Annotated in this window: 27 protein-coding genes and 1 pseudogene; 21 read left to right on the top strand and 7 right to left on the bottom strand. The window is 57.4% G+C overall.

The window, feature by feature from the left end; all coding sequences use genetic code 11:
* Window position 1: 1 nt before the first annotated feature.
* Genes sctJ through PLU01S_RS11080 form a run of 10 tightly spaced genes read left to right on the top strand, consistent with a single transcriptional unit; the run spans window position 2 to window position 7,726 of the window.
* Window positions 2–784, top strand: a complete 783-nt coding sequence (gene sctJ / locus PLU01S_RS11125) for a type III secretion system inner membrane ring lipoprotein SctJ (protein ID WP_074825556.1) — start codon at window positions 2–4, stop codon at window positions 782–784.
* On the top strand, window positions 781–1,452 hold the full coding sequence (locus tag PLU01S_RS11120; RefSeq protein ID WP_074825558.1) for a hypothetical protein: 672 nt from the start codon (window positions 781–783) through the stop codon (window positions 1,450–1,452). Before sctJ ends, PLU01S_RS11120 begins: the two co-directional genes overlap by 4 nt.
* Window positions 1,449–2,042 carry a type III secretion system stator protein SctL gene (gene sctL, locus PLU01S_RS11115; RefSeq protein ID WP_074825559.1) on the top strand — a complete coding sequence of 198 codons (594 nt, stop codon included), beginning with the start codon at window positions 1,449–1,451 and terminating at the stop codon, window positions 2,040–2,042. Before PLU01S_RS11120 ends, sctL begins: the two co-directional genes overlap by 4 nt.
* A 14-nt stretch (window positions 2,043–2,056) precedes the next feature.
* On the top strand, window positions 2,057–3,391 hold the full coding sequence (locus PLU01S_RS11110; protein WP_376748343.1) for a FliI/YscN family ATPase: 1,335 nt from the start codon (window positions 2,057–2,059) through the stop codon (window positions 3,389–3,391).
* Window positions 3,388–3,870: a hypothetical protein gene (locus PLU01S_RS11105; protein ID WP_074825564.1), complete on the top strand. Its 483-nt coding sequence runs from the start codon at window positions 3,388–3,390 to the stop codon at window positions 3,868–3,870. The genes PLU01S_RS11110 and PLU01S_RS11105 overlap by 4 nt, the downstream gene beginning before the upstream one ends.
* Window positions 3,870–4,907, top strand: a complete 1,038-nt coding sequence (gene sctQ / locus PLU01S_RS11100; protein WP_074825565.1) for a type III secretion system cytoplasmic ring protein SctQ — start codon at window positions 3,870–3,872, stop codon at window positions 4,905–4,907. The genes PLU01S_RS11105 and sctQ overlap by 1 nt, the downstream gene beginning before the upstream one ends.
* A complete protein-coding gene (gene sctR, locus PLU01S_RS11095; protein WP_010798178.1) occupies window positions 4,900–5,556 on the top strand; it encodes a type III secretion system export apparatus subunit SctR in 657 nt (218 codons plus the stop codon). The genes sctQ and sctR overlap by 8 nt, the downstream gene beginning before the upstream one ends.
* Before the next feature lies 1 nt (window position 5,557).
* Window positions 5,558–5,827 carry an EscS/YscS/HrcS family type III secretion system export apparatus protein gene (locus PLU01S_RS11090; protein ID WP_010798179.1) on the top strand — a complete coding sequence of 90 codons (270 nt, stop codon included), beginning with the start codon at window positions 5,558–5,560 and terminating at the stop codon, window positions 5,825–5,827.
* Window positions 5,828–5,836: 9 nt separating this feature from the next.
* Window positions 5,837–6,649, top strand: a complete 813-nt coding sequence (gene sctT, locus PLU01S_RS11085) for a type III secretion system export apparatus subunit SctT (RefSeq protein WP_074825566.1) — start codon at window positions 5,837–5,839, stop codon at window positions 6,647–6,649.
* Between the two features lie 33 nt (window positions 6,650–6,682).
* On the top strand, window positions 6,683–7,726 hold the full coding sequence (locus PLU01S_RS11080) for an EscU/YscU/HrcU family type III secretion system export apparatus switch protein (RefSeq protein ID WP_074825567.1): 1,044 nt from the start codon (window positions 6,683–6,685) through the stop codon (window positions 7,724–7,726).
* A gap of 128 nt (window positions 7,727–7,854) precedes the next feature.
* On the opposite strand, the gene PLU01S_RS11075 is transcribed toward PLU01S_RS11080, so the two are convergent.
* Window positions 7,855–8,232: an RcnB family protein gene (locus PLU01S_RS11075; RefSeq protein WP_010798182.1), complete on the bottom strand. Its 378-nt coding sequence runs from the start codon at window positions 8,230–8,232 to the stop codon at window positions 7,855–7,857.
* A gap of 89 nt (window positions 8,233–8,321) precedes the next feature.
* Window positions 8,322–9,260 carry an AEC family transporter gene (locus PLU01S_RS11070; RefSeq protein ID WP_074825609.1) on the bottom strand — a complete coding sequence of 313 codons (939 nt, stop codon included), beginning with the start codon at window positions 9,258–9,260 and terminating at the stop codon, window positions 8,322–8,324.
* Between the two features lie 189 nt (window positions 9,261–9,449).
* Here PLU01S_RS11070 and PLU01S_RS11065 point away from each other — a divergent pair, with 189 nt between their 5' ends.
* The 5 genes from PLU01S_RS11065 to PLU01S_RS11045 all read left to right on the top strand — a co-directional run bounded on the left by PLU01S_RS11065 (window position 9,450) and on the right by PLU01S_RS11045 (window position 12,904).
* Entirely contained in the window at window positions 9,450–9,830 is a 381-nt protein-coding gene (locus PLU01S_RS11065; RefSeq protein WP_083397887.1) for a hypothetical protein, read from the top strand.
* A gap of 144 nt (window positions 9,831–9,974) precedes the next feature.
* Window positions 9,975–10,439, top strand: a complete 465-nt coding sequence (locus PLU01S_RS11060; protein ID WP_010798185.1) for a DUF2243 domain-containing protein — start codon at window positions 9,975–9,977, stop codon at window positions 10,437–10,439.
* 21 nt (window positions 10,440–10,460) lie between these two features.
* The gene (locus PLU01S_RS11055; RefSeq protein ID WP_074825570.1) at window positions 10,461–11,282 is read left to right on the top strand and encodes a cytochrome c oxidase assembly protein; all 822 of its coding nucleotides are present in this window, start codon (window positions 10,461–10,463) and stop codon (window positions 11,280–11,282) included.
* A 79-nt stretch (window positions 11,283–11,361) separates the two neighbouring features.
* Window positions 11,362–11,676, top strand: a complete 315-nt coding sequence (locus PLU01S_RS11050) for a hypothetical protein (protein ID WP_083397888.1) — start codon at window positions 11,362–11,364, stop codon at window positions 11,674–11,676.
* A 151-nt stretch (window positions 11,677–11,827) separates the two neighbouring features.
* Window positions 11,828–12,904, top strand: coding sequence for an alpha/beta fold hydrolase (locus tag PLU01S_RS11045; RefSeq protein ID WP_083397889.1), 1,077 nt, complete (start codon window positions 11,828–11,830; stop codon window positions 12,902–12,904).
* A 1-nt stretch (window position 12,905) separates the two neighbouring features.
* On the opposite strand, the gene PLU01S_RS11040 is transcribed toward PLU01S_RS11045, so the two are convergent.
* Window positions 12,906–13,685 (bottom strand): IclR family transcriptional regulator, encoded by a 780-nt coding sequence (locus tag PLU01S_RS11040; protein ID WP_010798190.1) that lies wholly within the window; start codon window positions 13,683–13,685, stop codon window positions 12,906–12,908.
* Window positions 13,686–13,782: 97 nt separating this feature from the next.
* Here PLU01S_RS11040 and PLU01S_RS11035 point away from each other — a divergent pair, with 97 nt between their 5' ends.
* The 5 genes and pseudogenes from PLU01S_RS11035 (at window position 13,783) to PLU01S_RS26590 (ending at window position 20,022) form a co-directional block, all read left to right on the top strand.
* A complete protein-coding gene (locus PLU01S_RS11035; RefSeq protein WP_010798191.1) occupies window positions 13,783–15,315 on the top strand; it encodes an MFS transporter in 1,533 nt (510 codons plus the stop codon).
* Window positions 15,312–16,343, top strand: coding sequence for an HlyD family secretion protein (locus PLU01S_RS11030; protein WP_074825572.1), 1,032 nt, complete (start codon window positions 15,312–15,314; stop codon window positions 16,341–16,343). The genes PLU01S_RS11035 and PLU01S_RS11030 overlap by 4 nt, the downstream gene beginning before the upstream one ends.
* Window positions 16,343–17,773, top strand: coding sequence for an efflux transporter outer membrane subunit (locus PLU01S_RS11025; protein WP_074825573.1), 1,431 nt, complete (start codon window positions 16,343–16,345; stop codon window positions 17,771–17,773). Before PLU01S_RS11030 ends, PLU01S_RS11025 begins: the two co-directional genes overlap by 1 nt.
* Window positions 17,774–17,880: 107 nt before the next feature.
* Window positions 17,881–19,164, top strand: a pseudogene (locus PLU01S_RS26595) (methyl-accepting chemotaxis protein); the annotation flags it as partial.
* Window positions 19,165–19,266: 102 nt separating this feature from the next.
* Window positions 19,267–20,022 (top strand): methyl-accepting chemotaxis protein, encoded by a 756-nt coding sequence (locus PLU01S_RS26590; RefSeq protein ID WP_376748345.1) that lies wholly within the window; start codon window positions 19,267–19,269, stop codon window positions 20,020–20,022.
* A gap of 59 nt (window positions 20,023–20,081) precedes the next feature.
* Here PLU01S_RS26590 and PLU01S_RS11015 read toward each other — a convergent pair whose 3' ends face one another.
* From PLU01S_RS11015 to PLU01S_RS11000, 4 genes are all read right to left on the bottom strand, one after another.
* On the bottom strand, window positions 20,082–20,414 hold the full coding sequence (locus PLU01S_RS11015; protein WP_074825577.1) for a GNAT family N-acetyltransferase: 333 nt from the start codon (window positions 20,412–20,414) through the stop codon (window positions 20,082–20,084).
* Window positions 20,415–20,570: 156 nt separating this feature from the next.
* Entirely contained in the window at window positions 20,571–21,752 is a 1,182-nt protein-coding gene (locus PLU01S_RS11010; RefSeq protein WP_074825579.1) for an MFS transporter, read from the bottom strand.
* 56 nt (window positions 21,753–21,808) lie between these two features.
* Window positions 21,809–22,573 carry an SDR family oxidoreductase gene (locus tag PLU01S_RS11005; protein ID WP_074825581.1) on the bottom strand — a complete coding sequence of 255 codons (765 nt, stop codon included), beginning with the start codon at window positions 22,571–22,573 and terminating at the stop codon, window positions 21,809–21,811.
* A gap of 31 nt (window positions 22,574–22,604) precedes the next feature.
* Window positions 22,605–23,402: an SDR family NAD(P)-dependent oxidoreductase gene (locus PLU01S_RS11000; protein WP_074825582.1), complete on the bottom strand. Its 798-nt coding sequence runs from the start codon at window positions 23,400–23,402 to the stop codon at window positions 22,605–22,607.
* Window positions 23,403–23,506: 104 nt separating this feature from the next.
* Here PLU01S_RS11000 and PLU01S_RS10995 point away from each other — a divergent pair, with 104 nt between their 5' ends.
* The gene (locus PLU01S_RS10995; RefSeq protein WP_074825615.1) at window positions 23,507–24,463 is read left to right on the top strand and encodes a GlxA family transcriptional regulator; all 957 of its coding nucleotides are present in this window, start codon (window positions 23,507–23,509) and stop codon (window positions 24,461–24,463) included.
* The last annotated feature ends 314 nt before the right edge of the window (window positions 24,464–24,777 follow it).

The raw sequence follows: 24,777 nt of genomic DNA, 5'->3' as shown, positions 1-24,777 counted from the left end.
GATGACCGGTTGGAACGGATGGTTTGCAAAAGCGGTAATACTGCTCACGCTGATGGCGTTGCTGCAGGGATGTAAAACGGACCTGTATACCAACCTCTCAGAACGCGATGCGAACAGCATGGTGGCGGAGTTGTTGCGGCGCGGCATTTCTGCTGAACGCGTCGTTCAGAAGGACGGCCGTCTTACCGTCAAGGTAGACGAGGCACGCTTTGCCGAGGCCATGCATATCCTCGACGAAGCCGGCTTGCCAGGGCAATCCTTTGCCAACCTGGGCGATGTATTCAAGAGCAATGGGCTGGTGTCTTCGCCTGTTCAGGAGCGTGCTCAGATGATCTATGCCCTGAGCGAAGAACTCTCGCATACCGTATCGCAGGTCGATGGAGTGCTGTCGGCCCGGGTGCATGTGGTATTGCCCGATAATGACCTGCTTAAACGCAATGTCACGCCATCTTCCGCATCGGTTTTTATCCGGTATGAACCGGGGCTCGATATCAATCCGCTGATTCCACAGATCAAGACCCTGGTCGCTAATGGCATTTCGGGCCTGACTTATCAGAACGTTTCAGTCGTACCGGTCGAGGCGGTCAAGCGGGTCGAAGGCTCCCAAGAGGGCGAACCCCTGGCTTCGTTCATGGGGGTCTGGATGCTTCAATCGAACGTCGGCAAGGCCGCTTGGATCATGGGCGGGCTGCTTTTCCTCGTGCTGGCGCTGGCCACTTCACTGGTTTACGTGGTGTGGCAGTCCCGGCGTACTCAACCCTACGAATTGGTGCCATTGAAATGAGCCTGACACAGTCTGCAGAACTGCCGTTGTTTCGTGGTGAAAACGGGTGGAACCTCTTCAAGACCAACCCTTTGCGCTTCGTACACGACAAGCACGTTGCTGAGTGCTTCAGTGAGTGGGGCGAGTATTCCATCGTGGCCGCCATCCAGGCCGAACAACGGTTTCAGTCTCGACTTGAGCGTTTGTTCCAGGATCACTTCGCGCTGCCACCGTTAAATGAGGTAGAGCCGCCCGTTGAAGAGGACTTGGCCATTGCGTTACTGGCGCCGGAACACTTTGCTGCACTGGTGGTGCCGTGTGGTGTGGTCCTTCATGGACGCTCCTTCACCCAGGAGATCAGAGCGTCGGCCTTGCGTACGCTGAAAGCGCGCTTTGGTGAGGACTTATTCGCCCTGGCCGTAACCAATGCCGATCTGGCCAGCACCTCCACCGTTTTGACCGATCTCGATGAACTGGAGCGGGCCGTTCAGTTGGATGGAGAGGCCTGTATCGCCGCCTGGCTGGCTGCTCAACCTACCTCGCTCGCCGCCTGGCTGCGACTGAAGGCGACGGATGAGCCTGTCTACAGCCGCGCACTTTCGACGGACCTGCTGCAACGCGGGCCCGCCATCGTCAGGCGTATAGCGCCGCACGTTCAGGCCTATGCAACAGTGAGGAAGGCTTCTTGAGCGAACTGCCCCGTCAACCTACCCAAACCATTCTTCGGCAAGCTGAGGCCGCCCAATGGATGGATGGCTACACGTTTCTCGAGCAGGCCCGACAGGAAGCGGATGCCCTGCTGGCCAGTACACAGGCGCAAGTCGATGCCGCCCGCACTCAAGGCTACGCTGAAGGCCAGCGCGCCGGCATCGAGGCGGCAAACAAGATCCTGGTGAATACCACCCACCAGATGGACCGGTATCTGGCCAGTCTGCCGGAGGCTTTGACCGACCTCGCTCTGGATGTGGTCCGCCGCGTTCTGGGCCAGTTTGAGCCCGGCGAGCTGGTGGCCCGTCTCGCTCGCGAAGCCCTGACGACCTTTCGCGGTCAGCACACAATAACCGTGAGGGTAGCGCCAGAGCATGTGGCCCACGTGGAAGCAATGCTGCTGGAGGGGGCTGGACCATCAGCCTCGTTTCGCGTCGAGCCCGATGCCCAGCTCACAGCGACTCAATGCGTTATCGCCAGTCCTGTCGCTGTGGTGGATGCCAGCCTGGACATGCAACTGGAGGCGCTTCGTATCGCCTTGGTCAGCCCTGGTGAGTCTGAGGCGGTGTAATGCAGGAGTCGGTGTTGGAAACGTTAGATCTCCAGACGATTATCCCCAGCTTGAAGGCGCGCCTGGATCGGGCAGAGGCGCGTCCGGTACGCGGACGTGTGAAGTGTATTCGCGGGATCATGGTGCATGCCATGTTGACCCAGGCGCGGGTTGGCGAACTTTGCTACCTGCGCGACCCGCTCACGGGACGCACGATCCCCGCTGAAGTCATCGGCTTCGAGCATGACGAGGCGCTGCTGACACCGGTGGGTGAGTTGGAGGGTATGTCGACCCGGACAGAAGTCATCTCCACCGGTCAGGCGATGACAATCACCGTAGGTGACCATTTGCTCGGTGCGGTTATCAGTCCGACCGGCGAGCGGCTGGATCGTGTCGAAGGAACAGCTGATGGGCATGATACGCGCCGCTATCCGCTTCAGGCCGAGCCGCCAGCGCCGTTCGAGCGAAGCCTGATCAAGGAGCCCTTACAATTAGGTATTCGCGCCATTGATGGACTCATGACGGTTGCCCGGGGTCAGCGCGTCGGGATTTTTGGTGAGCCCGGTATCGGCAAGTCTTCTCTGTTGGCCAGTATTGTCAAAGGCACCGAGGCGGACATCATTGTTCTGGGATTGATTGGCGAGCGTGGCCGCGAAGTACGCGAACTGCTGGATGTTCAATTGGGCAGGCGGGCACGGACGCGTACCGTAGCGGTGGTGGCTACCTCGGATCGGCCTGCCATTGAGCGCGTCAAGGCCGCCTACGTGGCGACCAGCGTTGCCGAGTATTACCGTGACCAGGGCAAGAATGTATTGCTGCTCATGGACAGCATTACCCGGTATGCCCGTGCGCAGCGGGAGATCGGCCTGGCGGCAGGGGAGCCGCCTACTCGACGAGGCTACCCGCCATCCTTCTTTGCCGCATTGCCACGGCTGCTCGAACGGGCCGGCCCCGGGCAGCACGGAACGATCACCGCGTTGTATACCGTCCTGACTGAAGGGGACGGCACCCTTGATCCCGTCGCCGAAGAAACCAAGTCCATTCTGGATGGACACATCGTGCTGAGTGCAGAGTTGGCGCAACGCAATCATTTTCCAGCCATCGATGTGTTGCGTAGTCGTAGCCGTTTGATGGACACGGTTGCGTCCGAGGCGCACCGCCGATGGGCGGGCCAGGTACGTGAACTGATGGCGCGCTATGCCGACATAGAGTTGCTGCTCAAGGTGGGTGAATACACGACTGGCAGCGACGCCATGACAGATCAGGCCATTGCGCAACAGGGCGCGATCGAAGCCTTTTTACGGCAGCCTACCGAGGAACGCGCGGCGTTCGCCGAAACCGTGCGGCGCTTGGCGAGCCTTGCATCATGACCCATTCCAGAAGCCGTCTGAATGTGTTGATTGCGTTGCGCACACGGCGTGAAGAACGTGCCATGGCAGCACTGGCAGCTGCTACACAGCGCTCCAGCGAGGCGCAGGAGGCTGCTGCAAATGCCCGGAAACAGCATCACGCCCATTGCGTCGACCAGCGTCAGCAGGAGGCGCAGCTGATGGCTACTCTGGCTCATGGAGCCTTTGGGCATCGTGAAGTACAGCAGGTGGACGAGGCGCTCAAGGTATTGACCGGCCGTCGGATGGATCTGGAGGACGAACTCCGCCGACTGGACGAGCAGCATGCCATGGCGCTGCTCAGGCGTAGCGAAGCCCTGCAGACGCGTAACCAGTGCTGGAAAGCGAGGCAGGCCGTCAGCCTTCTACTGGCCAATGAGCATAAAAACGTGCGTCTTGCAGAAGAGATGCAGGCTGATATCGAGACGGAAGATCGCCCGCAAGCCAGGAAGACCCCGTGATGTGGATGACCGATACATCAGCTGTTGATGAGTTTTGCACGAGTGAAGAGGTTGCCCCTCTGGTGTTTCCCCTTGTCACACTCGAAGACGTCAGGCTTGCCAATCGTGTGTATCGCTCGCGTGAAGACTGGCAGGGAAAGATTACAGGTCATCCCGTCAGCGTTCGGCTTGCATGGAACTCCCAGCCCATCCAGTCCGCCTTGTCGTTTCCGCTCATGTTCGATGAGCAGCCAGCCTGTCTGCAGCTGCCATCATCGCTGGCTCAGGCACTTGGCGGAGCGCTACTGGAGGGCATCGGCGCTCCAGCGCGTTTTCGGGCCTTGCTGATCGAGCAGGCGCTCCTGACCTCTATTCAGCCCATTGAGCAATCCACCGGATTCCCCATTCGGTTCGCAGCCGGTCTCGTGGACATTCCTCATCCCATACGGCTCTCGTTTCAGGTAACGCTGCGGGACAAGACCTATCCCGTGATGCTGGATCTTTCAGCCACAACCCTTAGTCCGCTCTTGCCATGCCTCGATCAAACATTTCCTGCCAGTGATTTGCCTCTTTCTCAGCTGCGGCTCCCCGTAACGCTCTGCATCGGCAGCCAGCAGGTGCGCCTGAGTGAACTGCAAGGTTTGCAGCTTGGTGATGTGGTGATGCTGCGCTCGAACCAGGGCGCCTGGATATCGGTTGAAAACCGGCTCAGGGCGTCTCTGGCAGTAGTGGCCTCGGGATACCAGCTGCAAACCGGATTGGTTTTAACGTCTGTCAGTAAGGAATGGGACATGAGTGATACGTCCATGCATAAAACAACCGCCGAGGATGATCCATTAGGGGAGGTGCCTATTACATTGGTATGTGAGGCGGGGCGGCTGGAGTTGCCGCTAGGTGAGGTCAAGGCGCTATCGGAGGGGAGCATCCTTGCGTTTCCGGACTCGACTGATGAGGCCGTTGAGATCACTGTGAACGGCCGCCGACTCGGCCGCGGTACCTTGGTCAGGATTGGCGAAGGGCTAGGCGTACGGATCACGAGCCTATCAACACATGGATGAATTTCAGCCCAACCTGATTGAGATCATCATTGTTGTTGCGACGATCGGGCTGGTTCCGCTTGCAGTCGTCACGATGACGGGATTTCTCAAGATCTCTGTCGTCTTGTTTCTGATCCGCAATGCCTTGGGCATTCAGCAAACGCCGCCGAACCTCGTCTTGTACGGTATTGCTTTGATTCTGACCGTGTATGTGACCACTCCGCTGGTAGGTGAGATGTACCGGCAGCTGGAGCATCAACCGATCAGTTTGGAGAGCGTGGACGGTGTCAAAGCAGCCGCTGGAGCGCTTCGCCAGCCATTGCAGAACCATCTTTCGAGGTTCGCCAATGATAATGAGCGCGCATTCTTCATGCAGGCGACAGAGAGCATCTGGTCGGAGGAAGCGCGGGCAGACTTACGGGACGATGATCTGGTTGTACTCATTCCCGCCTTTGTCAGTTCGGAGCTGACCCGCGCATTTGAGATCGGCTTTCTTTTATATATCCCGTTTCTGGTGATTGACCTGATCGTCTCCAATGCCCTCATGGCCATGGGCATGATGATGGTGTCGCCTACGTTGATTTCCATTCCCCTGAAAATTTTCCTGTTCGTGGCGGTTGAAGGATGGTCACGCCTGATGCACGGATTGATCATGAGTTACGGAGGCTGAGGTGGGACAAGATCTGTTTCTTTCCTTGATGAAGGAGTCACTGCTTACCGTGTTGCTCCTGTCGGCGCCAGCCCTGATCGTCGCCATCGTGATCGGCTTTGGGGTAGGGCTCATGCAGGCTCTTACACAGATTCAGGATCAAACGCTGCCGCAGGCCGTTAAGCTGGTGGCTGTGCTGCTTGTGCTGATCCTGGTCGGCCCGCTTCTGGCCGGGCAAGTGGGGCAGTTGGCCGAACGGATGCTCGATAATTTCGCAGCCTGGACACGGTAAGGCACTGACGTGAATTTTGCCGTTGCCCAGGCGCTTCTGGACTATGTCTACCCCTTCCTCGCGGCCTTTGGCCTGGCAGTGGCACGGGCGTTGGGCATGGTCGTCATCAGTCCGGCATTCAATCGCCTGGGATTGACCGGCATGATCCGTTCGGCAGTAGCCGTCGTGCTGGCCATTCCGGTGGCGCCAGTCATCTATGCCGGGCTTTCGCTGGCAGACGCACCGACTGGTTTTGCCATTGCAGGGTTACTGATCAAGGAAATGGCGATTGGCTTGGTGATTGGTCTTGCCTTCGGTATTCCGTTCTGGGCTGCAGAGGTTGCAGGTGAGCTGGTCGATCTTCAGCGTGGGTCTACCATGGCCCAATTGGTAGATCCACTGGGCGCCGGTGAGACGAGCATTTCCTCCACGCTTCTGACGGTTACCCTGATCACACTGTTTTTCATGTCTGGGGGCTTTACGCTCATGGTGGATGGGTATTACCGCAGCTATGGCCTCTGGCCGACCCTGACCTTTAGCCCGATCGTGGTAGAAAACACGGCGCTGGAGATCGTGCGGATACTGGACCGTGTGATGCAGATCGGGGTGTTGCTGATCGCACCCATTGTCGTGGCGCTGCTAGTGGCTGACATGATGCTGGCCTATCTCTCCCGTATGGCGCCCCAGCTGCATGTATTCGATCTGTCTCTCCCGGTAAAGAATCTGCTGTTTTCGTTCTTGATGGTGCTTTACGCATCCTTCCTTGTGCCGCTCATGTTATCGGAGCTGGGTAGCCTGTATGAGGTATTCGACTGGTTGGAACAGGCCGTCTCTGAGGGCTAGGGCAATGAACAGGTGCTTTCAGGTAGTGGTGTCATGAGTCAGCAGACTGAGGAAAAATCCCTTCCGGCCTCAGCCAAGAAACTGCGTGATGCACGCAAGAAAGGACAACTGCCCAAAAGCCAGGATCTGGTAACCGGTATGGTTATCCTGGCCTGCACCCTGTGCGTGGTCGTGATAGCGCCCGATATCGAGGCGCGTGTGGAGGCGCTGTTGCTTGAGGCAGGTCGAATCTACGTCGAGCCATTCACCCAGGTCTGGCCAAGGCTGCAAATGCTGGGGCTTGATGTCCTGATGGCCGCCACGTTACCGCTGTTTGCTGTCACGGTAGTCACAGTGATTCTGACTAATATTGTGGTCATGCGCGGTATGGTCTTTTCGGCCGAGCCGGTGAAGCCAACGTATGAGCGGATCGATCCGGTTGCTGGCTTCAAGCGTATTTTTTCCATGCGCAGCGTTATCGAATTTCTGAAGGCGCTTATCAAGCTCTGCGCAATGGCGGTGGCGTTCATCATCGTTTACCGGCTGGGGCTGCAACGGCTAATGGAGTCTTCCTACTGCGGTACCTCCTGCCTGTATGCCACGTTCCTGGGGCTTCTAAAACCGTTGGTCATCACGGCTATCATCGCTTTTTTGATCGTAGGCGGTTTCGATGTGCTGATGCAGCGCTGGCTCTTTGCTCGGGAAATGCGCATGACCAAGAGCGAACAGAAGCGCGAACTCAAGGACACTGACGGCAACCCGATGGTCAAGCGTGAGCGCCAGCGGTTACGCCGCGACATGCAGAGCCTTTCAGCCAAGCGTGGCCTGCAGCATGCCTCGCTCATTATTGGTGCGCCTGGGCAGTGGGTCGTAGGGTTGAGGTATGTCAGGGGCGAGACACCGGTGCCGGTCATCGTCTGCCGTGCAGAACCCGAGCAATCCCACCAGATGATTCAGGACGCACAACAGTTGCGGCTCCCTTATGCAGTCAACGGAGGACTGGCTGAGCGCATTGCCCAGCGGACAGCCGGAGAAGGGGTGCCGGAAGCGACCTTTCAGGCCGTGGCGGACATTCTGGTAGGTGCTCGCCTGATTTAGCTGATAGACAAGGGCGCAGGCTAAGGAGTAAGTCGATAAAGGCCAAACGTATGAAGAGTGCAAACAATAAGGGCCGGTAACTGTTCCGGCCCTTATGCGTAGTACTGACAGGCTTGATCAGCCCGCGGTTACTTCTTCGAGTCCTGCCCTTTGACGATCTTGATGATCGCGCCTTCGGTGTCTTTCAGGAGCACATAATCGTTACCGATCTTGACCCAGTGCTGGTTCTCTTCGGGAGCGCTCAGGCCGTGGGCTTTCCAATCCTTGATTCGGTAGGTATCACGCTGATATTTATCAGGCGCTTCGCTGCCTACCTTATATTCGTTGTTGCTGTTCGGGTCCTTGACGGTGGCATCTTCTGACTGATTAGGTGCCTTTTTCATTACTTCGGACTGGTACTTGCTGTTGGAAGGCTGGTGATCGCCAGCGGCTTGCTGGGCGAAGAGGGCACCGCTTGCAAGGGATGCGCTGATGGCTACAACGGCCGATAGTGCTTTGATATTCATCTCGTCCTCCAATGATCGAGTCTATACATGAGACCTGCATTGGCTCCTGGATATCCCCAAGGCGCTTTATTTTCCGCTGCGGCCCCGCGTCACGGTGCAGGGCTGATAAACATGAGCAAAGCACTGATTGTAAAAAACGAGGCAGTTGTGGCTACCATGAGCGCAGCCGCGCAACGGCCTTCCAGTCCATAGCGTTGTCCTATGATCGGATAAATACTCATCATCGGCGCGCTGGCGAACAAAACGGCTGCGAGCTTGAGCGTTGGATCAATGGAGGGCAGCATCAGGGTCATCACAAAGACGGCCAGCGGATGCAGAATGAGTTTGCTGCCCGCAATCCGGCCGACGTCGACCAGCATGCCTTTTGCCTTCAGGCCATACAGCGTGGCGCCAATTACAAAGAGCGCAGTGGGCGCCGAGGCGTGGGCCAGCATGTCGATCACCGTATAGATCGCGATAGGCAGTTTGATCTGTAGTGCCGACAGCAGGAGCCCGACAAGAATCGCGATGATCATTGGGTTCTTGCCCAGTCGCTTGACGATGTCCAAGAGCACTTTCAACACACCGCCTTCGCTGGAGCGACTGGCTTCAGCCAGCGCCAGCGCTAATGGAATCATCAGCATGTTTTCCACCAGCATGTTGAGGGCCAACGCTACCGCAGCCGGTTGTCCCAGTACCAATACGGCAATCGGATAGCCAATGAAGCCACTGTTAGACACCGACATGCCCATGCCTGTAATGGCGCTGACATCCAGGGTCTGTTTGAGCTTGTAGCGGGTAAAGCAGAAGCCGCCGGTGAAGACTAGAAGCGATCCTACCGCGTAAGCGATGAGATAGGATTTATTGAACACCTGATCGATCGGGCTTTCGGATAACGCCCGGATGATCAGGGCCGGCATTGCGAATGTGATGACGAAGCTACCCAAACCACGGATCTGCTCCCGCACCAGAATGCCGCTCTTGGAAGCAAAAAAGCCAAGACCAATCAGGATGAAGATAGGGGTCGTGATGGACAGTATCTGTAGCACGGTAACCGCTGCGTCCTTGTTGTTTTGACTCATCATGGCAGCTTGGCAGGATCAGGGCCAGGCTCGATGCCAGCGTTCTTACGGCTAAGATCCGTACCGCCTTTCTTAATTCATTCAAATAATGATTAATTGCATCGAACCTGCTGCATAGAACACTGTCATAGCGCCATCATTGCATGGAGCGACTTAATGGCAACCCCAAGGAAACACCCGAATCACAGGCTGAAGGCCGCGCAAACCCTCATGTTAAGCCTGGCTTTTTTGGGTGCCTCTTTCTCCTCGATCACAGTGCATGCGGCTGAAGTTTCGTTTCGTGAAGCAGGTCCCGAGCAAACCTGGCATGTGCAGACAGACAATGTGTTGGTGCGTAAATGGCCTGTTGTGTATGACACGGCAGCGGCTCGGCGGGGGAATGTGCAGACTCGTCTGGCAGCTGGCACATCCGTACGGGTAGTGGATACGCGTGAATACAAGCGCTGGAAAAAGGTCCAGATCTCTACGGGTGATCAGCAGCCGGTAGAGGGATGGATTGAAAGCAAGGATGTGCATTCCGCCATACGAGTAGAGTAATAAATTGTCTGACAGGTAATTCCTGCCTGCGCTGAACCATTGGCTTTCCTCGAACGATCCCGCTCGTCTTGCGTCTTACTTCACAGAGGCTTGTCCAGACCACTGGATAAGACGAGTGAGTGACCGAGACAAGAAGGAATGCCCATGGCTACCGGAACATCAGCCACGCTACTGGCGCGCCGATCCCTGACAGCTGCGTTGCTTATTGGGATCGGCTTCATGGCCGCCATCGATGAAATCATTTTTCACCAAGTCTTGGCCTGGCATCATTTTGTGGATCGTGGCACGGGTGCTTTCGCCTTGCTTTCCGATGGCATCCTGCATTCGGCCGAACTCATTCTGATTATTGTCGGGTTTTTCATGGTGGCCGAACTGCGGGAGCGTAAAGCCTTTGCCAAACCTCAGGCCTGGGCCGGCTTCTTCATGGGGATGGGGGCATTTCAACTGTTCGATGGCCTGATTGATCACAAAGTCCTGCGCCTGCATCAGGTCCGATACGTCGACAATTTAATGCTGTATGACCTGCTCTGGAACCTCGCGGGTATCGTATTGCTGCTGATTGGCCTTTTATTGCTGAGAAGAGCCCGACGCACCTACGTCAGCCCATAACCCCTAGGAGCCTTGCTGATAATGCATGCCTATTTCCTGGGGCCGGGCCACGTAGCGGTATTCCCGATCCTGCTGGCTATCATCGTCTGGTTGTTCTACTGCTTCGGTGTAATCTGCTTGCAGCGGCAAGGGCGGACATGGTCCGGCTGGCGTACGCTCAGCTTTGCGGTTGGCATCGTCCTGATCGTGGTCGCCTTCATGCCACCGGTATCGAGCTTTGCTCATCAGGACCTTCGCGGACATATGCTCCAGCACCTTCTGCTGGGCATGTTTGCGCCGCTGGGCCTGGTATTTGGCGCACCGGGTACGCTGGTGCTGCGCACTATACCCATTGATACGGCACGGGTACTGGTTCGCTTGTTGGCGACGCGCTTCATGCGTGTGCTGACTCATCCGATTACGGCGGCGCTTCTGGATATAGGCGGTATGTATGTTCTGTATCTGACCTCATTTTTTGCGCTAAGCCAGACCAGCCCATGGGTTCATACCTGGCTGCATCTGCACTTTATCCTGTCGGGGTATCTGTTCACCTGGGCCATTGCCGGACCTGATTCCGCGCCTCATCGGCCTACGCTGCGCCTGCGACTGGTCGTGCTGTTCATCGCTATGGCCGCCCACGCAGGGCTGGCCAAGATCATGTATGGGTTTGGTTATCCCCATGGGCTTGGTTATGCGCGTACCGAAATCGAATCTGCCGCTCAATGGATGTACTACGGTGGTGATTTGGCAGAGGTGCTACTGGCCGTTGCGTTCTGCAGGGTGTGGTTTCGTCATCGCAAACGCCTCCAGGCCCAAGCGTACAGTCATCAGCCGCTGGTTTATGGGCTGACCAGGACAGGATAAGGAGAACCTGCACATCCTTTCAGTTATCGAAGCGTTAAAGACATGCTAGATTCGCGTTCCCACGGCTAGAGGTCCCGTTGTGAAAGAAGATAAAAGCCCCCATATCCATCTCAATACCGACGAGCCCGAGCCGCCGCCCAGTAAGGCCGGCTGCCTCTGGATGACCGTCGGTGCCATTGCCTTTGCCTTCGCACTGTTTGGCGGCATGATCTATCTCTTTACCCGCGGGCCTTCGCCTCAGGTTGAAGCCAACGAACGGAGTACGATCGAAGCCTGTCATCAGCGCGCTGATGCTGCCGCCGCTGGCTCAGGGGATCGTCTCTCGATCCAGCAGTCCTGCCAGGAAATGGAAAAGCAGTTCATCAAGAAATATGGCCACGCGCCTAACCAGTAAGGTCCTACACGGCGCCTTTCAGCGTTAGGCTCCGATTATTCAGAGGGTGTTGTCTGCCTTGCCAGTACACGCCCTTTGTCGTCTCTCTGGTTTTGACCGGAACCTCCGGTCTCATATTGTGGCCCACACCTTGAACAGGTTTGGAGGTCACATGAACAAGTCATCTTTCAATTTCGACAAGAAACGCTTGATCTTGAGTAGCGTGGCGGCGGCCTGTGCACTGGCCATGCCCCGTGGAGGGCTGCGCAGTATGGTGTCGGCTGCAGCGGCGTTGGGGCTGGGTAGCGCGTTGCTCAAGCCGAGTGCCAATGAGGCGTCAATCGATGCGAATGAGCAGGCAGCGCCCGAGCTTATTCGTACAGCCCTCGTCAATGGCATCACTATGCGGTGGGAGGAGCACGGTGATTCCGACCCAGGTGCAATACCCGTCATTATGGTACATGGTATTCCTACTCATCCACGTCTGTGGCGTTATGTGATTCCGCAGGTCTGCAAGCCGGGTGTGCGTTGCCTTGCCTGGGAGCTGGTGGGCTTTGGCTGGTCGATGGAAGAGGGCTTTGAGCGCGACATTTCGCTCCCCAAACAAGCGGACTACCTGTACGACTGGCTGCAGCACATGAACATCACCCAAGCCGTCTTCGTCGGACATGATCTCGGCGGGGGCGTACTTCAGGAACTCCTGGTCAGGCATCCTGAGCTCAGTAGCGGATTGGTGCTAGTCGATAGCGTCGCGTATGACAACTGGCCTGTTCCTACGGTGCGCCTGGCCAAACTCAAGGCGTCGGTCATCGAACAGCTTCCACCCAGTCTGTTCAAGCCACTCTTTTTAAGCGGTGTGTACAACTTGGGACACGATAATGAGGCTCGCCGCCAGGAGTCGATCAGCCTGCATTGGCAGCCGTACTCGCGAACCATCGGCCCCAAGGCCTTTGCGCATCAGATCAGTTGTCTGGACTCGAAAGACACCCAGGCACTGGCGGGGAAACTGTCCATCATCCGTGGGCCCAAGCGGATCGTCTGGGGAGATTCGGACTCCATTACGTTCGCTTCGGGCCAGCAGTTGGCAGCTGAGCTGAACGCCTCTCTGGTATCCATTCCCGGCGGGCGACATTTCAATCCTGAAGACCACCCGAGCATTGTCAGTCAGGCAATCAGCGAGGTGCTTCAGTTGGCCGACAAAAATGCTGGAGTCGATCCATTGGTTGCAGAAGGTGCAGAACTCGCCTGACTCATCCAGCCGGCGGATGATCGACCTGAGGGCTACGCAGCGCGTCGGCTAGTGCGTTACGGCAATCTGTTAACGCGCGGCGCAGGCCCTCGTCATTTGCCTCCATCCGCCAGGCAGGGCCAACCAGGGAAATGGCATACCTGCCCTGAGGCGTTTCAATGCCGATAGCCATGGCATGGACACCCAGCATGTGCTCTTCGCGATCATAGGAAAAGCCATCTTCCCGAATCTGCTGCAATTCATCGAGCAAGGCGGGCAGGGTGGAAAGGGTCTTGTGAGTAAGCACTTTTAGCTCGGGTCCAAGCAGCTGGGTTACTACGCCGTCCGTCATGCCCGACAGCAGCATTTTTCCACCCGAAGTAGCGTGAATGGCCAGAAAGTTACCGGGGGTGGGTGCTACTCGTAGTTCCTGACTGGATATAACCGAGTGCAGCACCATCAATTCAGCGCGATTGGCATGCACCAGTACAGCCGTCTCGCCGGTGTGCTTGGACAACTCTTCCAGAAAGGGGCGCACCCGCTGGGTGATATCGCCATGGCTCCGGGACGCCAACCGGATCAGGGCTGGTCCTAACCGCACGCCGCCAGCGCCATGAACCTCGAGCAGCTGCTCCAATGCCAGTGCATCCACTAGCCGCTGCACGGTGGAGCGGGGCAGGTCGATGCGTTTGGCGATAGCGCCAAGGCTAAGCCCTGCGGGTTCATTTTCAAGGCAGCGAAGGATGGCCGCGGCCCGTGAAATAACCTGAATGGCACCACGTTCCGGCTCAGAGGTCGTCATGGATATTGTCCTGTGTATCACTGTTCGGTACACTGTACCGCATATTGTTTCTGCACCATAGGCTCAGTTTCGAGTCCTTTTCGTTTTTGGAAATTCTATGTCTCCTACTGCGCCACCGGCGCCAGCTCCAGCACCCTTTGGCTGGCGTTTGGCTATTGGACTTATCGGCGTCCTGATTGCAGCGTTGACTTCAGGTCTCAATGACCGCGTAACGGAAATCGCCCTTGCAGATATACGGGGCGTATTTGGAATCGGTCATGACGAAGGCACCTGGATCAGCGCATTGTACGGAGCCGCCGAGGTGTCGGCGATGCTCATTTCACCGTGGCTGGCGGTCACGTTCTCGCTGCGCCGATTTGCTATCGGGGTAACACTGGCGTTTGCCTTCCTGGGATTGCTGTGTCCGTTTGCACCAGATCTGCCGTCGCTGCTGTTTTTACGCGTCCTCCAGGGATTGGCCGGAGGGGCGCTGCCGCCGCTCCTGATGACGGCGGCGCTACGCTTCCTGCCCTGGCATATCAAGTTGTATGGTCTTTCAGCCTATGCCCTGACCGCGACGTTCGGCCCAAACCTTGCCGTACCGCTGGCTGCCGTCTGGACGGATTATCTGGACTGGCATCTGGTGTTCTGGCAGGTGGTGCCTTCCTGCCTGATCGCCGCCGCCTGTATCGCTTATGGCTTGCCGCAGGACCCGCTGCGTCTTGAGCGCTTCAAACAAGCCGACTGGCTGGGTGCACTGCTTGGGTGTGGCAGTGTGGCTATGTTTGTGATTGCCCTGATGCAGGGGGAGCGGCTGGACTGGCTGGCTTCGCCACTGATCCGCACGTTGTTCATCGGCGCTGCCATCCTGTTTCCTCTGTTTCTGATCAACGAGTGGTTTCACCCGCTTCCGCTGGTAAAGCTGCAACTGCTCAGTCGACGCAATTTCTCATTCGGCATCGTTACGCTGGCCAGTTTTCTGATCCTGGGCATGTCGGGTGTGGCGATTCCGTCCGCTTATCTTGCCCACGTGCATGACTACCGTCCCCTGCAAACCATGCCGATTGCTCTGATGATCGCCTTGCCACAGCTTCTTATGGCGCCATTGGTAGCCACTGTCATCAATCGCAACTGGGTGGACTCCCGTTGGGTCATTGCCTGTGGCCTTGGCCTGATGACGCTGGCTTGTCTGGGTGGCTCCCAACTGACAAGCGATTGGATTCGGGACGATTTCTATACCTTGCAAATCCTGCAGACCCTGGCGCAGCCGATGATTGTGGTTCCGCTGCTCATGTGCGCCACGGGTGTGGTACAGCCTATTGAAGGTCCTTTTGCCTCCGCCACCGTCAATACCGTACGGGGTCTTTTCTCTGTAATCGGTGCGGCGCTGCTGGAGCATTTCATCACGGTGCGTGAGCACTTTCATTCTAATGTCCTGCTTGACCGGCTCGGGTCGGCGCAGGCCCAGCTATTACCTCTGCTGACCAACGATTCGATGTCGGCCTTGAGCCACCGCGTTCGCGAGCAGGCCTTCGTTCTGTCGTTCAGCGACGCCTATCTGGCTCTGATCGGCGTCGCGGCATTCATGCTGCTGGTCCTGCTGACCCTGCCCAAGCGGGCTTATCCACCTCAACCTCCGGTAATGCCATGAGTCATAAAACCGCGTTTTCTCTTGTCGGCGTCGCCGTTGTGCTTGGCGCCCTGTATGCCTGTGTCCATGTCGCCCAGAATGATGGAACGCAAAGCACAGACGATGCTTTTATCACCGCTGATTCAGTACTGGTCGCGCCCAAGATCGCAGGTATGGTGTCCGAGGTGCTCGTCTCGGATAACCAGCCAGTCAAGGCAGGCCAATTGTTGGCCCGTATCGATGACCGGGATTTCGTGGCGGCGCAGGCTTCGGCTCAGGCGGCGGTGAAGGCTGCTGCGGCCGAGGTGGCCAACCTGACTGCTGAAATCGATCGTCAGGCTGCCATCATCGATCAGGCGGCGGCGACGGTGCGTGCCACCGATGCATCGCTTACATTTGCCCAAGCCAATGCCAAGCGCTATCGCAACCTGTCCAAGGCAGGGGCCGGTACCGTCGAGGAGCAGCAGAAGGCTGAGGCCGAACTCCTGCAATGGCAGGCCGCCAGGGATCGTGACAGTGCGGCCCGCGTCGCTGCCCAGAAGCACTTGGCTGTACTCAGGGCGCAGCGTGATGTCGCGATGGCCACTCAGGCAAAGGCCGAAGCCGCACGCGAACAAGCCGATCTGAATGTCTCTTATACGCACATCGTGGCCCCTCGCGATGGCGTGATTGCCCAACGCTCGGTTCGGGTAGGTGCCTACGTAGCGCCGGGCAAACCGTTGCTTGCCGTGGTACCGGTCAGTGAAGCCTATGTGGTTGCGAATTTCCGTGAAACACAGCTGGGAAGGATGCAGGCCAATCAGCCGGTCGATGTGCGGGTTGATGTTTTTCCGGACCAAGTCCTGCATGGCCATATCGACAGTCTCGCACCCGCTACGGGGCTTGCGTTTTCAGCGATTGCACCCGATAACGCTACCGGCAACTTTACCAAGGTCGCCCAGCGAGTCCCGGTCAAGATCGTGTTCGAGCCTGATCAGCCAGCCGTTGCCAATCTGCGTGTAGGGTTGTCGGTGGTGGCGACTGTCGATACGCAGGGAGAGGTTCACTGATGCGCCGCTCCCTATTGGCTATCACGTTGGCCGTGCTTTCCGGATGCAGCGTGGGACCTGATTTTCATAAACCTGAGGCGGTCCTGCCCAAGGCCTGGCAAGGCCCATCACAGGCCGTTGGCAGCGTGACGGTTAGCCATCCCATTGAAAAGGCGTGGTGGACGCAGTTCAACGATCCACTCCTGACCTCACTTGTTGAGCGGGCCGCCTCCACCAACCTGGATCTGGCCCTTGCCAGCAGCCGCTTCGAGCAGAGTCGTTCGCTGCTGCAGGTTGCCGGTGCCGATGTACTGCCAGACGTCTCGGCCACAGGAGGCTACCAGCGTGCACGCAACAGCGAGCAAGGCCTTATGGATGCCTCGGGCAATAATGGAAAGTCCGACTTCAATCTTTGGCAGTACGGCCTCAAGGCGAGCTGGGAGGTAGACCTTTGGGGCCATGTCAGGCGTACCCTGGAGGCTGCCAACGCAGGCGTTGCCTTGAGCGAGGCTGAACGGAATGGCGTCGCCTTAAGCATTGCGACAGAAACCGCAGCGGACTACCTGCGCCTGCGGGGTATTCAGGCAACGTTGGCGGTTACCCGGCAGAACCTGGATATTGCCAGGCAAAGTCAGGCACTTACCAAAACCCGTTTTGAGAATGGTGTAACAACCAACCTGGATACTGCCAACTCGGCTGCCCAGGTGGCCACGATCGAAGCCCGTATTCCGTTGCTGGAGGCAGAGGAGGCCCGTCTCATCAATGCTTTGAGTTATCTGCTTGGCCAGGAGCCCCATGCGCTCGGCCAGGAGTTGGGGCAGCCGCGAGACTTGCCAGAGCCGCCGTCGGCCGTACCGGTGGGGTTGCCGTCGGAGCTTGCCCGTCGTCGTCCGGATATCCAGAAGGCCGAAGCAGCTCTGCATCAGGCTACAGCAGCCGTAGGCGTAGCCCAGGCTGATTTCTACCCACGCATCAGCCTGGGCGGCAATTTTGGCTTCCAGGCACTGGAAGGCTCTAATCTCGGGTTATGGAGCGCCCGCCAGTTCTCGATCGGCCCCAGCCTTTACCTCCCTGTTTTCCAAGGTGGACGCCTGACTGGCACGCTGGAGTTGCGCGAACGTCAGCAGCAGGAAGCGGCTTTGAATTACCGACGCACCGTATTGGCTGCCTGGCATGAAGTAGACGATGCACTGACGTCCTACAGTGCTGAGCAACGTCACCATGCGGCGCTTGCACAAGCGGTCAGTCAGAACCGTATCGCGCTGGAAACAGCCCAGGCGCGTTACAAGGAAGGCGCCATTGATTTCATCAACGTGCTGAATGTCCAGCGTGAGCTGATCCAGACTCAAAGCGCCTTGGTGGACAGTGCTACCCGCGTCTCGACGGATCTGGTGCAGGTGTACAAGGTATTAGCCGGTGGATGGCCGAAGGCTTCGGGCCATCAAGGTTAAACCGTAACCCTGCAACAGGAATGTTTAAATCCTTCATAGGAATAATCTAATCAAGCGCAGCGGGAGTAGGCCGATAGCAAAGGCATCAATTTAATCAGGCCTTTACTATGTTCAACCGTCTTTCAATCCAGCTGAAGATCACTGCGCTGGCAGGCTTATGCCTGCTGGCTATTGTGACACTGCTGGTCGGTGCGTCTCTTTACCAGGCCAAGCGTAGCGGTGAGGTGGTCAAGCAGACCAGTTCCAGCATGCTTGAGCAGTCCGCGGAGCTTCGCTTGCAAACCTCAGGCGAAGCCCAGGCGTTGCGCATCCAGCGAGACTTCATGAGTGCCTATCACTACGGACTGGGCCTGGCAGGCCAGGTCAAGCTGCTGAGTGAGCAGCAGGCAAGAGGGGCTATCAGTGCCCGTGAATTGCGTCAGGAGCTGGTTGAGGTAGTGGGCAACGCACTCAAGGCACGCCCTGACCTGTTGGGGCTGTACATTGCCTTCGAACCTAACGCACTAGACGGACAGGACAGACAGTTCATCAATGCGGAAGAGGAAAGCAGCAACGCAAGTGGCCGTTTTGCCTTGTACTGGTCTCAAGGGGAGCCGGGAACATTCGATTTCGAATCGATGACCGAGGAGGAGCTTACCAAGACGACTCCCGGGCCGAGTGGTGCAGCCTATAACGCTTGGTACACTTGTCCTCGTGATACGCGTAAGGCCTGTCTGCTGGATCCTTATTTCGATGAGGTGAATGAGCAGCAGGTCCTGATGACCAGCATCGCCCTACCTATCGAGCAAAACGGCAAGGTGACCGGTGTTATCGGCATTGATATCAGCCTGAACACACTTCAGCAGATCGCCGAAAAAGCCAGCGACAAGCTGTACAAGGGGGAGGGCGAGGTCAGCATCATTAGTCCAGCTGGTCTCCTGGCGGGTCATAGCCTGGATGCCAAGCGGTTGGGAGAGTCCCTGGACAAGATCTATGCCAGCCAGGCAGGTGAGCTGAAGCAGGCCTTGGCGACAGGCGAGTCTGCCATGTTGTCCCATGATGATCTGGTACGTGTCATAGAGCCGATCAGGCCCATCCCGGAAGCCAAGCCGTGGGGCATCCTGCTTGAGGCGCCCAAGAAGCTGGTTCTGTCCCGTGCCATTCAACTATCCGATGAGCTGGACGAGCGGCGCGTTTCCGACAGTGTGTTCTCGGTTGTGGTGGGCCTGATTGCGGTGCTGAGCGGTCTGGTATTGATGTGGTTCGCTGCCCGCAGCGTAACCCGGCCGATTCTGGCCGTTGCCGCCATGCTCAAGGACATCGCCAGTGGTGAAGGTGACCTGACCCGCCGCCTGGGATATGCCAAGCAGGACGAATTGGGACAGTTGGCGGGCTGGTTCAACCGGTTCCTCGACAAGCTCCAACCCATTATTGCGGATGTAAAGCGCTCGGTTCAGGATGCGCGTACAACGGCGGACCAGTCTGCGGCCATTGCGACTCGTACAAGTGAGGGCATGCAGCACCAGTTCCATGAGGTGGAGCAGGTTGCAACGGCATCTCACGAGATGAGCGCCACGGCCCACGATGTCGCGCGCAATGCTGCGCAGGCCGCAGAGGCTGCGCGTGGCGCTGACCATGCGACCCATGAAGGTCTGGACATCATTACCGAGACCACGCGCAGCATCGAAAAGCTGGCAGCTGATATGAGCGCGTCCATGAGTCAGGTCGAGGGTCTGGCGGAAAGCAGCGAGCAGATTGGCAGCGTTTTGGAGGTCATCCGGGGTGTTGCCGAGCAGACCAATCTGTTGGCGCTGAACGCTGCTATCGAAGCGGCACGGGCTGGTGATGCGGGCCGAGGCTTTGCGGTCGTGGCCGATGAGGTGCGTGGCCTTGCCAAGCGGACCCAGGAGTCGGTCGAGGAGATTCGTCAGGTGATCGAAGGGTTGCAGAAGGGTACGCGGAGCGTAGTGGATTTCATGCACGATGGTCACCGGCAGGCTCAGGGTAACGTCGAGCATGTAGGTAAAGCCGTGTCGGCCCTGCGTCAGATCGGTGACGCCGTCTCGGTCATTACCGAAATGAACCTCCAGATTGCCAGCGCCGCTGAAGAGCAGAGCGCCGTGGCAGAAGAAGTTAACCGTAACGTCAGCGGTATCCGTGAGGTAACAGAGTCGCTTTCAGAGCAGGCGGAAGAGTCCGCTCGGGTCAGCCAATCGCTGAATGCTCTGGCCAACCATCAACAGACCCTAATGGATCAGTTCAAGGTGTAACCGCGAAGGCCGCCCTCCGGGGCGGCTTTTCATTTTTGACCGTCTTTTACGGTGCCGTACTATCCCGCCTGCATCTCGTACACAAACTCCTGCTCCCCGGTTATAGAAAGGCCGAGCTGTTCGTAGAGCCGCTTGGCTGGATTGTTCTTGAGGACGGTCAATACCACCGGGATGGATGCACATCGCGCTTCACTCAACAGATTCGTCACCAAGGTAGTGGCGATGCCGTTGCCCTGTTGCTCCGGGATGATTTGGAGCTGAAGCAGTTTCCACACACGGTCCGATTTCACTACCTTGATGAGCCCAATGGGTGTGTTCTCAAGCACTACCAGTTGACCATTTTCAAGGTGCGCCAATACCCGGGCCTTATATTCTTCCTCGGAGCGCTGCATACCGGCTGCTACTTCGTGAGGTACGAGCGCGCGTCTCCTCAAATCGAGAAAAAAGGCAATCTGCTTCTGAAGTCGGTTTGAGTATCATCGTATCCATACGGCTCTCCCACGGTAGGTCTTACAGGGTGGGTGTTGTGTTCAACCTTTCATACGGATTTACATTACTGGAATAGCAGCCTTAGTCTGACTGTACGACACCGCAAGGCAGACAGTTGCCATAACAAAGAACAGTAATGAGGCGCTTAGCACGCCCGTATAGCCATAGACAGGATAGACCCAGCCCGCCACCGCCGATCCAAATCCAATGCCGCAAAACATGAAGGAAGCCGTCAGCGCCAGGGCGATACCGCGTCGTTCCGGCATACGCTCGACCACCTGCCGTTGCTGTGAAGGCCATACCATGTCCGTAGCGAATGCCCACAGAACCAGCACAGGCAGCAGCCAGCCGAGGCGAGCGGGACCGTATCCCAAGAGTAGAAGCGTTACGGCCAGGAGGCTGATTCCGGACAGAAGCATATGCTCTGCACTGTAACGTCCGGCAGCCCGTGTCACGAACAGGTTGCCTGCTACGCCCGCTATGCCCAGCACGGCCAGGGCAACAGACACGTCTTCTGGCCCACCGTGATACACATCGCGGATGATGGGGGACAGAAACGCATAGGTAGAAAACACGCCTGAAGTGATGAAAAACACCACCAGAAAGGCACTAAGCGGACCAAGGCGTGTGAGCAGGGATACAACCGTTGAAACCGCAATGCGCTCACCTTGCACATGGTCGGGAACGAATCGGGCAATCAGAAGGGCAGTCATGAAGCCCGCGACGCTCAGCATCAAATAAAGCGAGCGTACGCCCCAATGCTGAGCAATCCAGGCGGCCAAGGGAATGCCTGCCATCCCCGCCACGCTCAATCCCAACAATACAATGGCAATGGCGCGGCCTTGCTGGGCCCGGGCAACCAGGGCTGAGCCCAGTGCACCCAATACCGGACCGATAAAGCCTGCGCCCAATCCCATAAGAACGCGAGCCAGCACCAGCACGCCGTAATTTGGCGCCAGTGCGAAAAGAAGCGAAGCGCTGCTGAACAGGCCCAGGCCAAGCAGAACCTGCCGCCGTCTGGGAAGGTGTCCCAGAACGACCTGCAGCAGGGGCGCAGCCAGGGCAAAGGTGATGCCGAAGAGGGAGATCAGGTACGCGCTTTGGGTATCGGTCAGCAACCATTCCTGGGAAATCTGCTGCAGACAGCCAACCACGGACAAAGCACCTACCGCCTGGACGAAATACGCAAAACTCAAGGATCGTAATGCAAGCAAGGTGGGTGGCGCGATAAGACCTTTCATGAGCGTCTCCAGTGAATCACCCAGGCCACCCGTGGCGAGTAGCCTGATTAGCGTATTCAGCCGACAGGAATAGGGTTGGCAATCAGGGCTTGGTTGAACTGCTCTACCAACGCATGCTCATTGGGACCAGGATTGGCGCGGAAGGCCGCAACACGGTCGACAATGACTTCCGTTTCAGCGCTTTGCAGCTTCTCCAGAATCTCTGTAATGAATTCATCCAGCGGCATGGCGCGTGGATCACCACTCTTGTGAATGAGATCGGTATCGACCCACGGGGGTGCGATTTCCAGCACCTTTACTGACGTATCCCGAAGCATGAAGCGCTGCGACAGGCTATAGGAGTGAATCGCCGCCTTGGTGGCGGAGTACAGTGCGGTAACTGCCAGCGGTACATAGGCCAGAATCGAACTGTTGTTGATGATGTACGCTTTGGGCTGCCGCTTTAGATGTTCTACAAATGCAGCACTGACCCTGACCGGACCCAGGAGGTTGGTCGTGAGCAGCTGCACCGCCTGTTCATCGTCCAGTGCGCCGGAGGCCGCATTATCGAACGGCATGACGCCAGCATTGTTGATGATGACGTTAAGGGTAGGGTGGCGCTCGATGACTGTTTGGACGACGGCTTTGATCTGTTCCGGATCGTTGATATCCAGCGCGATGGTATCGATACCGGGATTAGCCCTGGCGACTTCATCGAGCAGTGCTTGGCGCCTGCCCGCCACGATGACCTTGTTCCCACGTTGATGAAAGGCTTCGGCCAGTGCGCGACCAATACCAGACGTACCGCCAGTGATGAAGATAGTGTTTCCGCTTAGGTTCATGGTGAAGTCTCCTAGGTGAATGTAGAGGTGATCAGTAAGTGGCGTAGCGGGAAGCAGGCGTATTGCTGGAGAGCTGCGTGGCCAGGGCCTGGCGGGCCGCTTCAAGGGCTTCCCAGCGTTCGAGGGCGTGCAACGAAGGAATGGTGATCAGCTCGCCCTGGTCAAAGCCGGCCAGCGCTGCTTTCACCAGGTCTTCCGGTGACATGACGATGCGTTTGTCGAGGTTTTCCAGCGGCAGACCGCCGATATCCCAGAATTCAGTGGCCGTAGCGCCGGGCAGGACGGCCTGTACGCGGATGCCTTTGTCGGCCAGCTCATGGCTCAGAGACTGAGAGAACGCCGTCACGTACGCCTTGCTGCCGCCGTAGACGCCATTGAGGATCTCTGGTGCAAGGCTGACGATGGAGGAGATATTGATAATGGCGCCCTTGCCGCGGTGGACGAATCCCGGAACGGCAGCGTAGGTAAGGCGAGTGAGTGCCGTCACATTCAGGTCAATCATTCGCACCATCTGCTCGACATCGCTCCCGAGCAATGGGGTGTGAGTACCGATTCCCGCGTTGTTCACCAGAAGAGTGATGCTGGCGTCTTCCTTGAGCTTTGCCTCAACGGCTGCTAAAGATGATTTATCGTTGAGATCGGCAGGCAGGACCTCCACGGCTCGTCCGGTCAGCGTGGCAATGCGCTCGGCCTGAGTGTTGAGTCGCTCACGGTTGCGGGCAACCAGAATCAGGTCATAACCGCGACGGGCCAATTGCTCGGCATATACCGCGCCGATACCGGAAGAGGCGCCAGTGATGAGTGCAGTGCCTTGATGAAGAGTGTTCATGATGCTGCTCCGTTTGGGTGGGTGTGGAGGCATCATGCAGTGAATTGACCGCGACCTAAATGACGTTTATGGTTCGTTTTCAGGACATCGTCAGGGAGACGATCATGCACCGGGTAGGTTACATGCTGTCAAACGGGTTCCAGATCCTTTCACTGGCGACGCAAACGGTTTTCGAATATGCCAACGTGGTGGCAGGCGAGCCGTTCTACGAAGTCGAGAACTTCTCGCTGGAGGGCGGTGAGGTCCGCTCCTCGCTTGGCCTGATGGTGGGTTCCCGGGCACTCGGGCCCAATAGCCAGGCGGATACCTGGATCGTGGCGGGGGTAAACAACCCACTGGCTGCACCATCACCTGACGCTGTGCTTGGTTTTATTCAGGACGCCAGTACCCAGGCGCGCCGGATGACCGCTATTTGTACCGGTGGCTTTGTGCTGGCGGAAGCCGGGTTGCTGGCAGGGCGGCGTGCAACCACCCATTGGGCGTATGCGCGGGAGTTGCAGCGGCGTTACCCTGATATCCGTGTCGAGGAAGACCGTATCTATATCACGGACGGTCCGATGTGGACGTCAGCCGGGATGACGGCAGGGCTTGATCTGACACTTGCAATCGTGGAAAAGGATTTGGGTAATGAGGTTGCCCGGTCGGTAGCGCACAAGCTGGTCATGCACCAACGACGTGCCGGTGGTCAGAGCCAGCATTCCGAAATGCTGAACCTGGCACTTAAGTCTGATCGTATCCATAACGCCCTGAACTATGCCCGACAACACCTGAGCCGCCCCCTGAGCGTGGAAGAGCTGGCCGAATCCGTTCACCTCAGCCCGCGTCAGTTCAGCCGTGTCTTTACTGCGGAAACTGGCCAATCACCTGCCAAGGCTATCGAGAGTCTGCGCCTGGAAGCGGCTCGGCTCATGATCGAGCAAAGCCGTCACTCGTTGGATGTGATTGCCAAGGAAACCGGCTTTCGTGATCGCCGCCATATGCGAGAGGCCTTTATACGCGGCTTCGGCATGCCACCACAGGCAATACGGCGAGGTAATGCGATGACTGAAGAGATGCTCTGAAGGGAAGGGCGCATACAGCCGTGCGGCAAGATGCTTGGCAATATTCAATCGGTTGGAAGCATAAAAAGGACTGGGAATAAGCCAACTCTACCGATTTGAATAAAAACGGTTAGGCTCTTCATGCAGCCAAGCCATGACGCCTATTGGCCCTGTAATTGTAAGAAATTGTTCTGTTGTTTCAGCCACTTGCTCTAGGTTGCGCCTTTCCAGTCAGACATAGACTCTTATCTAGGTTGCACTTTACTTTCTATAGTCATACGATGTCGTACAACAAGTAGCAGTTATTCCTTAGCCACGTACGCCATCAAGCAAGG

It is taken from the genome of Pseudomonas luteola NBRC 103146, assembly GCF_002091675.1.
GTDB lineage: Bacteria > Pseudomonadota > Gammaproteobacteria > Pseudomonadales > Pseudomonadaceae > Chryseomonas > Chryseomonas luteola.
This window is presented reverse-complemented; position numbering and strand designations above follow the sequence as displayed.